This is a genomic window from Neisseriaceae bacterium CLB008 (genome assembly GCA_041228285.1).
Taxonomy (GTDB): domain Bacteria; phylum Pseudomonadota; class Gammaproteobacteria; order Burkholderiales; family Neisseriaceae; genus JAGNPU01.
The window spans coordinates 2,458,620-2,470,816 of the sequence record CP166133.1 but is presented as its reverse complement, the minus strand read 5'-3'; the positions used below and the strand labels follow the sequence as shown (position 1 = coordinate 2,470,816).

The following is a 12,197-nucleotide window of genomic DNA, read 5'->3' as shown; positions in this document are numbered from 1 at the left end:
GAATAAAAATGCAAAAAATTTGGCAATATTTAGGCGCTTCTGCGCTTCTGCTCTTAACCTTACCACAGTGGGCGCAAGCCGCCGTGACGATTGACCGTACCCGCGTGATTTACGAAGGCGACATGAAGTCGGTGAGCCTTAATTTAAGTAATGACAATAAAGAATTGCCGTTTCTGGCTCAGTCATGGCTTGAGAATGCTCAGGGCCAAAAAATCACGGCGCCTTTAGTGGCTTTACCGCCGCTACAGCGCTTAGAGCCAGGCAGTAAAAGCGTGGTGCGCGTGACCGCTACGCCTGAAGTGAATGCATTACCACAGGATCGTGAGAGCCTATTTTACTTTAACGTTCGGGAAATCCCGCCTAAAAGCGATCAGCCCAACGTGTTGCAATTGGCTTTACACACAAAGGTGAAGCTGTTTTACCGTCCTCAAAGCATTGTGCTGGATAAAAGCGTGGTTTGGCAGCAGCGAGTGACGTTTAAAAAGTCAGGCAATCAGCTGACGGTTGAAAACCCTACCGCTTTTCATATTGTCATGACCGGTTTGGCCAGCGATTATCGCGCTCGGGGCGGGAAAGAATTGGCAGGGTTCTCTGGCACGATGATGGCGCCGTTCTCTACTGAACAGATTCAGTTACGCAGTGCAGCACCAAGCTCATTTGTCCTCAGCTACATCAATGACTATGGCGGCCATCCTGAGCTTAAGTTCGTGTGCGATGGTAGCGAGCAGTGTGTGGCTAAGGTCGATGACGACCAAACCAATTAGACCGATTAATAAGGAATGACTATGCGTAAATTATGCTGTGTGTTCGCTGGTTTATTGTGGGCTGGTTTGACCAGTGCCGCTTCTCTACCCAATGATGTGATTGTGGGCACCATGGGTGAAATTCGCATCCAAGGCGTGCTGTTGGGCAGTACCTGTAGCATGCGCATGCAGACGCCCACTCAAAGCGTGGAGCTGGCCCCCGTCAGTGCGAAAGACATGATGAAAGTGGGTAAACGCAGCGCTAAGGTGCCGTTTCAATTACATTTCAGCGGCTGCCTGATTGGTGCTTACGACCAGATACCGGAAAAACAGCGCATCCAGGCGTTGGCCACTCAGGCTCAGGGCGTGAATACCGATTGGTATTTAAACGGGCAGTCGGCTGTGGTGCTGACGCTAGTCGGTGAGCCAGACGCGCATAATCAAAAGCTGTTGAAGGTTTACGGTGATGCAGCAGGCGTGGGCGTGCATTTTAGTGATGAGGCAGGCCGATCGTTGAATGTGAATGAGCCGAATAAAGCTTATGTACTGAACCCAGGCCAGAATACGCTGTCGTTCTATGCCGATCTTGAGTCGACCGCTGCGGGGCTTAAAGCAGGGGCGTACAGCGCGATTGTTAATGTTAGATTAAGTTATTTATAGGATGGCGTATGGTAAGGCTACAGATCAGCAGTCAGGCATGGGCATGAGTAAACTATTTTTGGTATTGGGCGCCTTGCTGGCGTGGCTAGCCATTTTGCCGGCCACCGCTTCGGTCAACTTAGACCGCACTCGCTTGATTCTTGAAGGCGATGAGCGCGGCGTGAGCATTATGGCCATCAACAGTCAAAATAAGCCTTATTTACTCCAGTCTTGGGTTGAAACTGAGGATGGAGAAAAAATGAATGGGCCATTATTGGCGCTACCGCCGCTACAGCGTATTGAACCCAATGCCAAAACGCTGCTGCAGGTGGCCATGGTGGGTCAAGCGCAGGATTTAGCTCAAGACAGAGAATCGCTATTTTATTTTAACGTGCTGGAAGTGCCGCCCAAGAGTGATAAAGACAATGTGTTGCAAATCGCGTTTCAATCGCGTTTAAAGCTGTTTTATCGTCCTAAAGGCATGCCTAAACCAGCCAAAATGCCTTGGCAAGCGCAAATGGTCATTCGGGCGGCAGGATCAACGCTGACGTTTGAGAACCCGACCGCTTATCACATTGTGATTGCGGCGCTGGGAGAAGCCGAAGACGATTCATTTACTGATTTTTCAGAGTTGGTGGTGAAACCTTATTCATCCGCAACCTATACCGCGCCCAGTATGAGCCTGAATCCAAACATTCATTTGCGCTATATGGATGATTTTGGTGGTGCGCGGCCGCTTACTTATGATTGTGGGCAAGCCCCCTGTCAATTGTTGATGCCTAAATAGGAAAGAACATGATGCATTATTTAAAACAATATGGCCTTCTGTTACTGGCGCTTTTATTCGGTTTTTCCCCTGCCGCTTGGGCGCTAGACTGTTATAAAAATGGGGCCACGTCAGGTGCCCAAAATGCGCTGGAACAAATTGCCATTACGCCTTTGGCGATTCCAGCTGATACGCCTATTGGCACAAAAGTGTGGGAATCTGAAGTGATTAATGTGACGGCTCACTGTGGTCGGGTGCAGAACAACGTGGTGTATGAAAACGTTTATTTTTACTTTAACCCACGCGGCCCTAACCTAGACCCTGCTTCTGGCTTGGCATTCGGTCTAGAGGTTATCAGCCCTGTACAGCGGGATTTAGACAATCCATCGGCTCGCTTTGATACTGGCTATACCGTATATCGCATCGCGTCTCAGGGCCCGACCTGGATTAATGTACCGGTGGCTTTTCGGCTGTACTTAAAAACCACGATTCTGCCGAATAATATTGAGCGACCTATTTCAGGTAACTATACTGGGCCAAACGTGTTCCAAGTGTTTCAGTTTGACGGGGTATTGGGCGTGAACTCGGTACAGGGCACTAACTTGCGCTATGACTTAACCAATTTGCGTAATATTAAATTTTTGGCCTGTGGCGCCGACGTGTCGGTGCTGCCCGAAAATCAAGACGTCGATTTTGGTTCACAACAGCTGGGCAGTTTCAGCAACAGCAGCGAATTGAAGCGTAATTTTACGCTCAGGGCGGTACGGCGTGGCTGCGCAGATACGTTTAGTATCGATTTGCGCCTAGACCCTAAAATAGGCACGGTGAATAATCAATATTTAGATTTAAATAACGGTTTACAGATCGGGATTTATGATCAAGGTAAGCGGGTGGATTTTGGTAAGTATTATCCATTTGCCACGTTCTCTGGCAACAGCTTCGCCGATAAAACGTTTGAGGCGAAACTGAGCAAAATTCCAGGACGAGACGTCAAGGTCGGTCCCTTTAACGCCAGCCTGATTTACCGGATTAACTATAAGTAAGGCATCAACGGCTACTGGGCTATGGTTAAAGGCTCACTCCTATGAGAGTGGGCCTTTTTGTTGGCTTAAGGGACGTATTGAGGGCAACACCACCAGATGTTCATGCGTCAGCATGCAAAAAACGCCAGAGCGAAGGGCTGTCTGGAATAAGAGATGGCTGCTTAAGGTTTCGCCAATAAATATAGGACAATCTAAAAGCTATTTGTGATTAATCTTCTTATTAACCCAAGTGACATAGTATTCAAAATCAACTTTATATTCAGTTATTAGCTGTGACTGGTGAGATACTGTACGATTGAGTAGGCCATAGCTTAACGTAATCGTCCTATTTTACTTTCTTTAAGCCGACGATTTACCCATAATAACACTTACTCCATCAATAAGATTTTCCAGATGAAATTTCCCCGATTATATTAACCCTATCGTTATACATTAAAAAATAATGGCATAGTGTAGGTATCAGTAAAAGATTTGAAGGAACTTTTTGAGTATTTAGTTTAATTTTAAGTATTTGTTTTGTAATTTAAATAAACTAAAGTTAGTCTTTTTATAACTATTGTTAACCCATGAGTATATTCAAGTCAACAGTTTTATAGGGAACCATCTAGATTAACTAAGAGGTGTGTATGGAAATTGATATTAAAGCGGTGAGAATAAAGGTAGGAAAATCTATAGCGCATCAGCGTATTTGTTGTGGGTGACTAAAGAGCAAGCGGCAGAAAGCTTGAAAATCGTTAATGAGGCTGAGCGTGGGATGGTAGAGCTTAGTGTCTTTCGTATGACTCAGAGGCTGAAATTTTTGATTGTCTAAGGCAAGTTTTTTTGAGCAGAGCAGTCAACGTATTGACGATGTTATGGGAGGGTTAGAGAGGAAGTTAGTGCAATTAGAAAACAAGGGCAGAGAGTTTGTTATATTTCTACCCCTAAAACTAAAACTATTGACTATTTCTTAAAAATTTAATTCATTGATTTGTAATTCAAATAGCTTCTGTGGAAAGAAGTTTATTATATATAAGGGTTTAATATTTTATGATTTCAAATCAGGACTTGCTGGATAATGTACATAATGGAAGAGTGTTTGATAGAAAAACATTGAAGGCTTTCTTAGCTTCAGATAATAAACAAATACAAGAAGCGTCAATTGATCTAACAATTAATCGAATTTATTCATTTAGAAATGACAACGGTGTTACTTATCATCGAATGAAGCCAGGTGAAACTCTAATTATAGAAGTTCGTGAAGTTATGAAATTAGATTGTAGTATCGCTGGCATAGTGTTTCCGCCAAATAGCTTATCAAAATTTGGTATTTTAATGACTAATCCCGGTCATATAGATCCTGGTTTTGAAGGGAAGATTACGATTTATCTTGTCAATATGGGGTGTTGTGAACATGTTTTTAATGAAGGTGATAAGGTTGCTACTTTACTTTTATTTAATACAACAAAAAAATGTAATGAATATAGTAATAAAATAATTGATTATGAGGTACCTGTAAATAAAAAACAGTTGGAACAGATAGGAACGGATTTTGCAGGGCTTAAGGAACGTATACCTAAGTTGATAAGGAATTATTTAGCTAAACAAATGGGGGTTATTATAGTTCTAATTGGGTTCTTTCTGACTCTTGTTTCTGTAGTTATACCGGTTATTTTAGTCAAATATGATAAATTTTATGATATGCACGTACATGAGTTAGAAGAAGTAAATAAACTTAGAAATACTGTTGAAGAATATAAAAAACAGATTGGCGAGTTACGACGTAGTAGTGAGTTAAAAGCTCATATAGAAGTCAGTAAAGAAGTGAAGACTAAAAAGAATATGGAGTAAATATGATTAAATTATCTGAAATGAAAGTTAGATGTATCTCTAGACCTAATTTTGAATTGGATGAATTTTTAGAGTTTCTAAGGGATGAAGGCTTAGTTTGGAATAGAACGAAGAATGCCTCTGCAGCGGAAGAACTAATAGAAATTTCAGGGAGAGTGTGTTACATGTCATTTGGAATTGGGTTGCAGTCACCTAGAACTAATCAAGAGTATATACTTAATTTGATTAACCAGGGTCATGACAGCGTTCTTGAACATGTTAGCTGGACTTTTTTATTAACAGGAGTCTCTAGGGCTTTTACACATCAATTAGTACGCCATCGAGTTGGTTTCTCTTATAGTCAGCTATCTCAGCAATACCATGATGAATCAGATGCAAAATATATAGCTCCCCAAGGTTTAAATAAAGAATCTAATATTTATGCCGAATGGGTTAATCATATTGAGGCAGGGGTTCGTATTTATAAAGACTTAAGCTCTAAGGAAGTTAACCAAGTTGCTGAGGAAAATGGGTTAAGTTTTAAAGAGGCAACTCGTCTTGTTCGAACGATATCAAGATCCATTTTACCGAATGCGACTGAAACGAAGATTGTTCTTACGGCCAATGCAAGAGCAATAAGGCACTTTTTAGATAAAAGAGGATTAATAGATGGTGATCATGAAATGCGTGCTGTTGCTGCTGCCTTTTATAAAATTGTATCAAAAGATGCTCCAGCATTATTTCAGGATTTCTCTTTAATGCACTTGAAAGATGGTACTGAGAAAGTTGTTCGTATAGGTTATTGAGCGGTAATAGCTTTTTTTATAATTAACTATTGGATCTAATATTAATTTTTAAGAAAATAATACTACTTAATTTGTTTAGTAAATAGAACACCTAAATGTTTTAGTTTTAATGAAACGTTGGTGAGAAAATTATGATGATAATGAAGGGGGTGTAATATGCTTAGCCTATCTTATTCTAAGTGTGCGTTTAATTAAGTATTTTATATATTAAGTTTTTAATGTGAAATATTGTTGGGTTGGAGGGATATGATAGAGCATTTATTAAAATGCTTGGGATAAACGTTGCAGATCTCGAGTGGTTGCAACGAGAAGTGATAGCATACTGAGGATTATGAAAAAGCGGAACCTATTTTAAAATCAATAGGTTCCGCTTGGTATTTGGCAGAAGGAAAGGGATTCGAACCCTCGATACGCTATAAACGTATACACGCTTTCCAGGCGTGCGCCTTCAACCACTCGGCCACCCTTCTATAGGCCGAGAGTATAAGGAAAATAGGTCTTTTAGGCAAGACCTGGGCGTGATTTTATCCGTAGGGGTCAAGATCTGATGGTTGATTTGGGCCGCGATGGTTTAAACCACATCATGTTAATATAGCGGTTTAATGAGCGTGGGCATCAGGAGACCTTGTCATGCCGGAAGGGCCAGAGATTCGTCGTGCTGCCGATGCCTTGGCGGCGGCAGTGTTGCAGCAGCCGTTGGTGACGGTATGGTTTGCCTTTGATCAGCTAAAGCACTATGAAGCAGCGCTAACGGGTGAGCGCATCGTGGCCATTGAGCCCAGAGGCAAGGCCTTACTCATCCACTTTAGCAATCATTTAAGCATGTATAGCCACAATCAGCTGTACGGCGTGTGGCAGGTTGTGGCTGCTGGCGTGCGCCCTGACACCAAGCGAGATTTACGGGTGGTTTTGGAAACGGTGCAGCAGGCCATCTTGCTCTACAGCGCTTCGGACATTACCGTTGGGCCAAGTGAAGAAATCCGCCAGCACCCCTTTTTACAGCGGCTCGGTCCTGATGTGTTAGACATGGGTCTTAACGTGGCCACGGTAATCGAACGATTATTGAGTCCTCAATTCTGTCGACGTCAGCTGGGTGGCTTATTGTTGAATCAAGGCTTTTTAGCCGGTTTGGGCAATTATTTACGCGCTGAGATTTTGTGGGCGGCCGAGTTAGCGCCCACGCATCGGCCGCAAGATTTAGCGCCTGAAGGGTTGCAAGCATTGGCCGAGGCACTGTTATCAGTGCCGCGTTTATCCTATGCAACCAGGGGGACGGTGGATGAAAGCCGCCATCATGGGGCGCTGTTTCGTTTTAAGGTGTTTCATCGTGGCGGCGAGCCGTGCGAACGGTGTGGCGCCATGATCAGTAAAACGACGCTCAATGGTCGGCCGTTTTATGCTTGCTTAGTGTGTCAGACTTAAATATATCGATCGCAATTAAAGGCAGAGCTTGGCTCTGCCTTTTTGTTTGCCTGCATCACAGATTAGGGCTTGGGCGCGGTGGTGGTGAGGATTTGCTGCTGTGCCAGCCCAGCCAGATGAATGTGGGCGGTGACGGTAACGCTCAAGCCTAGCGCTTGGGCACAGTCTTTGGCCACTTCTTGAGTGAGGTATTCGATGTCGCGTACGATGGGGTGGCCGATATAGCCTTTAAAATAGGCTTCTAGGGCAAACAGTTCTAAAAATCGGTCGTTGGCCTGATAGCGGATGCTCATGGTGGAGCCAGGGCTGGGGTTGTGGCTGGCGGGGCAGAGTTCGGGCAGAGTCACGATATGGGTTTGTTCACTCAGCATGTGAATGTTCGGGTTGGCAATGGTTTTTAAGGGCTGGCCGTGGTGGGGCGAATAATAGTCGTTCGGCCCATTGGGTAGAAAGGTATGGTCGGTGGGGGTCATATTAGGCTTTCTTGAATTTATGTAATAAAGAAGCGGCTCGGCGGCGGGGTTGCCAGACCAATAGAGCGGCAATGCTGAATTTGGCGACCACGTCGGCAAACACGATCTGCACCATGATGTTGGGGGCAAGCACGCCGGCAAAGGCCAAAAGCGTAAAGGCGGTACTGTCTAAAGGCACGCCTACGGCGTTGCTGCACAAGGCTTTAATGGCCCAAGTACGGTTTTTGAGCTTTTGAAATGCCATCGTGGCGGCGATCTCGCCAATGAGGATGGCGGCAAACGAGGCAATCAGAAATCGAGTGGGCGTAGCAAAATAATGGCTGTAAGCCGTGTTGACCAGCAGTGCCAGCGCGATGGCGATCAAAACTGGGCGTAGGCCATATTGATGGAGGCGATCGCGTAAGGTAAACACGGCGGCAAAAAAGACGGTGCCTAGGCTCAATAAGCCAAACCACGGCAGGGGAATAAAAGTGTCTAAAAAGACGTTGGCCAACAGAACGGCGGCCACATAGGCGATTAGCCATAGATAAAGCATAAGGTCCTCAGCTTAAGCCACCAGATGAATCCAGTGCCTAGATGATGAAAAAGAACCAGCACAAGGACGGTGTCCTAAGCCAGAGCGCACATTTTAACAAGCCCAAGGCATAGACACAACGCTTTCTTTTCTCTACCATCGGCTCGCACATTGCGTATTTTAAAGGATGGACGATGCAACATTCCTCTGAGCGTTATCTTGTATTGTATTGTGGCGGCACCATCGGCATGGTCGCCAGTGCCGCGGGCCTAGTGCCTAACTTAGAGACGGTACGTCAGGCTTTAGCCGAATATGGCGAAGGCCTGCCCATTGATTTTTATGCGTTTGATCCTCTGATTGATTCTTCCGCCATCACGCTGGCCGACATGGCGGCGTTGCTGGCCAAAATTCAGCAGCATTGGCACGACTATGCGGGCTTCTTGGTGATTCACGGCACCGACACCATGGCCTATACGGCGTCGATGTTGGCGTTTGCTTTGGCCGGCGCGGACAAGTCTGTGGTGTTAACCGGCTCACAAAAGCCTTTATTGGCCGAGGCGAGCGATGCGCCGGGTAACCTGTGGCAAGCCTTGGCGGCGATGGTCTTGCCTGAGTTGAATGGCGTGGCATTAGTGTTTGATGGCTTATTGCTGTCGGGTGCGGCAGTGAAAAAAACCGATGCCGTGGATGTTCATGCCTTCACCAGTCCAAGTCAGCCAGCCTTAGGCAGGTATCAAAATGGGCGCTGGCGGCTGCATGAGTCGGCTGCGCGGGCCTCGGGCTTTGGGCCGCTGAATTTGGGCTTGAGTCTACAGACAGCGGCCAGTGTGGCGACCTATGTGCTGACCCCTGGCGTAAACAGCGTCTACATCGGGGCAAGTCTAGAGCAGGTAAAACCTCAGGCTGCCGTTTTGTTGAGCTATGGCAACGGCAATGGCCCCAGTACGGCTGAGTTTATTGCCGCCATTCAGGCCTATACCGATGGCGGTGGGGTGCTGGTCAATGTCAGCCAGGTGAACCGCGGCCTCGTGGCGCCGATTTACGCCCAAGGTTCGGCCTTAAGCGCCGCTGGTGCACAAGCGGGCGGGGCGCTGACGCTAGAGGCTGCCTGGGCTAAGCTGACCGTGGGCATCAGCCTCGGTTTGGCTGGGCCTGAGTTGGCCGATTGGTTTGGTGCGGATTTAATCGGTGAGTGGGCCTAGGGTTTTAATAGGGCAGACCCACGTAGTTTTCGGCCAAAACGCGGGCGGCGTGTTCCGACTGAATCAGTTGCTGAAATTCGGCGGTCTGCATTTTTTCGGTGAAGGCATCGTCGTCGTCAAAGCGATGCAGCAGCGTGGTCATCCACCAAGAAAAGCGCTCACCGCCCCAAATGCGTTTGAGGCAGCGTGCTGAATAGCCATCAATGCCGTGTTCGCTGCGTTCTAAATAATAGCTGCTGAAGGCATCGGCTAAATACAAAACGTCGCTGGCGGCCAGGTTTAAGCCTTTGGCTCCGGTAGGCGGCACGATGTGGGCCGCATCACCGGCCAGAAACAGGCGGCCGTGGCGTAACGGTTCGGCGACAAAGCTACGTAAGGGCGCAATGCTTTTTTCAATGCTGGGCCCCGTTTCTAAACGAGCAGCGGCTTCAGGGTATAGCCGTTGGCTAAGCTCGTCCCAAAAACGTTCATCCGACCAGTCGCTGACTTTTTCGGTTAAGGGCACCTGTAGATAATAACGGCTGCGCTGAGCCGAGCGTTGGCTGCATAGGGCGAAGCCACGCTCATGGTGGGTGTAAATCAATTCTTCTGCCACAGGCTTGGTGTCGGCCAAAAGGCCGAGCCAGCCAAATGGATAGACGCGCTCAAATATTTTTTGGATCTTGGCCGGCATGCTTTGCCGACACACGCCATGAAAGCCATCACAACCGGCAATAAAATCACAGTCTAGGCGCTGTGCTTCTCCTTGGTGACTAAACGTCACATAGGGTGAAGCCCCGTCAAAATCATGCAGCGCTACGTGATCGGCCTCGTAATAAATGGGGGCACCGCTGGCTTGGCGCGCGGCCATGAGGTCGCGGGTGACTTCAGTTTGGCCATAAACGATGACGGAACGATCAATGAGTTCTTTAAAATTGATGCGGTGCTGCTGGCCGCGATAAACCAGCTCAATACCCTCATGCACTATGCCTTCTTGGTGTAAGCGCGTGGCCACGCCAGCGCGCTCTAAACCATCAACCGTGACGCTTTCTAATACGCCGGCACGGATGCGCCCTAAGACGTATTCACCGCTTTGTCTTTCTAAAATCACATTGTCAATGCCCGCTTTGGTTAAGAGCTGGCCCAGCAATAGGCCGGCGGGCCCTGCACCAATAATGGCTACCTGCGTTCTCATCTATGATTCCTTTTCTCTGGTGCCCTTTAGGGTTTATGTTAAGGGTTTATTTTGAGTATGTGCGATGCGTTCGGAATGACCTAGATCAGAACTGTTCTATCAGTTATTAAATCTGCTTATGAGGTAAGCGCCATAAAAAAACCACCGCAGGCGGTGGTTGGCTGAGGGCCTTAGCGGCGGCGATTGGCCAAGCCATCACCGTCTTTGGGGTGCAGTCGGATGAAAATCAAGGTGGTGGCCAGGGTGATTAGGCCAATGGCGACAAACGTGGCCTGAAAGGCGCGTGCTACGGAAGCATCAGCCAACCAAGGCAGCTGTTGGAACAGGCTGAGCATCATGGCGCTCAGGGCAATGCCGATGCTGATGGCCAGCTGTTGATTCGCTGCCATCAGGCTGTTGCCGCTGCTGGTTTGATGGCTGCGTAGCTTGGCTAGGGTGAGGGTGTTCATGGCGCTAAACTGTACCGAGTTGCCCATGCCTAAAACGAACAGCAGCAGGATAAAGCCCCACACCGACAGCATAGTGGCGCTGAAGCCGAGGATGATGATGAGGGCGCTGAGTAAGCAAGTGTTGAAAATGAGGATGTGGCGATAGCCATAGGCATACATGAGTTTTTTAATCCACGGCTTCATCAAAATGCCTGCCACCGCCATGGGCACCAGTAGCCAGCCAGATTGGGAGGGGGTGTAGCCTGAGGCAACCTGTAAAAAGAGCGGCAAGAGGAAGGGCAGTGCGCTGATGCCTAAGCGGGCGGCCAGATTGCCATAGAGGCCAATGCGATAGGTACGCACCTGAAAGAGGTGGAGGGGGAAGAGGGCCAGCGGGCGTTTTTGGGCGTGGCGGCGATAGCCCCATAAGAGGCCGATGCTGGCCACAATGATGGCCCATGCGTACAGGTTACCAGGACCTTGGGTGAGGCGTTCTAGACCTAAGGTCAGGGCGACGGCGGCGCTGGCAAACCAGAGGAAGCCACGGCTGTCGAAGGTGGCGTTGGGCTGTTTAAAATCGGGCATGTAGCGGCTGCCGAGGATGAGGCTGAGTAGGCCTATGGGTAGATTCATTAAGAAAATCCAGTGCCAGCTAGCCAGCTCCACCAGATAACCGCCCATGAGGGGGCCTAAAATGGGCCCCAATAGCGCTGGCATAATGGCGTAGTTTAACACCCCCAATAGTTCAGATTTAGGATAGGTTCGAATCAGCGCCAGCCGCGCCACCGGCGTCAGCATGGCGCCGCCTATGCCCTGAATGATGCGCGCGGCGACCAATAAATTGAGGCTGGGCGCTAAGGCACACAGCAACGATCCTAGGCTGAATAGGCCAATGGCCCACAAGAATATTTTTTTGGTGCCCATGCGGTCGGCTAAATAGCCGCTGATGGGGATGCACAGCGCTAGCGTGAGCGCATAGCTGATGATGGTGGCCTGCATGTTCAACGGCGACTCATTCAGGTCGCGGGCAATGGCGGGCAGGGCTGTGTTTAAAATGGTGGTGTCCAGCATTTGCATGAAAATCACCATGCTCAACAGCAAGGGTAAGACGGGACTACGATGGTCGGTGGTTGGGGACATGGCTTAAACGTCATAGGATATGAGGCTTGAGCTTACCT

General features: G+C 47.9%; 12 protein-coding genes and 1 tRNA gene. 8 read left to right on the top strand and 5 right to left on the bottom strand.

What is annotated here, in order from left to right; translation table 11 throughout:
* The first annotated feature begins 8 nt into the window (after nucleotides 1-8).
* The 6 genes from AB8Q18_11390 to thyX all read left to right on the top strand — a co-directional run bounded on the left by AB8Q18_11390 (nucleotide 9) and on the right by thyX (nucleotide 5,806).
* Entirely contained in the window at nucleotides 9-764 is a 756-nt protein-coding gene (locus AB8Q18_11390) for a molecular chaperone (protein XDZ50786.1), read from the top strand.
* 21 nt (nucleotides 765-785) lie between these two features.
* Nucleotides 786-1,403 carry a fimbrial protein gene (locus tag AB8Q18_11385; GenBank protein ID XDZ50785.1) on the top strand — a complete coding sequence of 206 codons (618 nt, stop codon included), beginning with the start codon at nucleotides 786-788 and terminating at the stop codon, nucleotides 1,401-1,403.
* A gap of 43 nt (nucleotides 1,404-1,446) precedes the next feature.
* Nucleotides 1,447-2,169, top strand: coding sequence for a molecular chaperone (locus AB8Q18_11380; GenBank protein XDZ50784.1), 723 nt, complete (start codon nucleotides 1,447-1,449; stop codon nucleotides 2,167-2,169).
* A gap of 8 nt (nucleotides 2,170-2,177) precedes the next feature.
* Complete coding sequence (locus AB8Q18_11375) at nucleotides 2,178-3,191, top strand: fimbrial protein (protein ID XDZ50783.1); 1,014 nt, start codon at nucleotides 2,178-2,180, stop codon at nucleotides 3,189-3,191.
* A 1,029-nt stretch (nucleotides 3,192-4,220) separates the two neighbouring features.
* A complete protein-coding gene (locus AB8Q18_11370) occupies nucleotides 4,221-5,021 on the top strand; it encodes a hypothetical protein (GenBank protein ID XDZ50782.1) in 801 nt (266 codons plus the stop codon).
* Nucleotides 5,022-5,023: 2 nt separating this feature from the next.
* Nucleotides 5,024-5,806, top strand: a complete 783-nt coding sequence (gene thyX / locus AB8Q18_11365) for an FAD-dependent thymidylate synthase (GenBank protein ID XDZ50781.1) — start codon at nucleotides 5,024-5,026, stop codon at nucleotides 5,804-5,806.
* Between the two features lie 379 nt (nucleotides 5,807-6,185).
* Here the strand turns inward: thyX and AB8Q18_11360 are convergent.
* Nucleotides 6,186-6,276, bottom strand: a tRNA-Ser gene (locus AB8Q18_11360).
* 160 nt (nucleotides 6,277-6,436) lie between these two features.
* On the opposite strand from AB8Q18_11360, the gene nei reads away from it, so the two are divergent.
* Nucleotides 6,437-7,228, top strand: coding sequence for an endonuclease VIII (gene nei / locus AB8Q18_11355; GenBank protein ID XDZ50780.1), 792 nt, complete (start codon nucleotides 6,437-6,439; stop codon nucleotides 7,226-7,228).
* A 62-nt stretch (nucleotides 7,229-7,290) separates the two neighbouring features.
* Here the strand turns inward: nei and AB8Q18_11350 are convergent, their stop codons facing one another.
* Both AB8Q18_11350 and AB8Q18_11345 read right to left on the bottom strand, forming a co-directional pair.
* Nucleotides 7,291-7,701 carry a hypothetical protein gene (locus tag AB8Q18_11350; protein XDZ50779.1) on the bottom strand — a complete coding sequence of 137 codons (411 nt, stop codon included), beginning with the start codon at nucleotides 7,699-7,701 and terminating at the stop codon, nucleotides 7,291-7,293.
* 1 nt (nucleotide 7,702) lies between these two features.
* Nucleotides 7,703-8,236: a VUT family protein gene (locus tag AB8Q18_11345; protein XDZ50778.1), complete on the bottom strand. Its 534-nt coding sequence runs from the start codon at nucleotides 8,234-8,236 to the stop codon at nucleotides 7,703-7,705.
* Between the two features lie 173 nt (nucleotides 8,237-8,409).
* Between AB8Q18_11345 and AB8Q18_11340 the strand changes: the two genes are divergently transcribed.
* Nucleotides 8,410-9,417 (top strand): asparaginase domain-containing protein, encoded by a 1,008-nt coding sequence (locus tag AB8Q18_11340; protein ID XDZ50777.1) that lies wholly within the window; start codon nucleotides 8,410-8,412, stop codon nucleotides 9,415-9,417.
* Between the two features lie 4 nt (nucleotides 9,418-9,421).
* Here the strand turns inward: AB8Q18_11340 and pobA are convergent, their stop codons facing one another.
* On the bottom strand, nucleotides 9,422-10,591 hold the full coding sequence (gene pobA, locus AB8Q18_11335; GenBank protein XDZ50776.1) for a 4-hydroxybenzoate 3-monooxygenase: 1,170 nt from the start codon (nucleotides 10,589-10,591) through the stop codon (nucleotides 9,422-9,424).
* 170 nt (nucleotides 10,592-10,761) lie between these two features.
* Entirely contained in the window at nucleotides 10,762-12,159 is a 1,398-nt protein-coding gene (locus AB8Q18_11330; protein XDZ50775.1) for a DHA2 family efflux MFS transporter permease subunit, read from the bottom strand.
* Nucleotides 12,160-12,197: the final 38 nt, after the last annotated feature.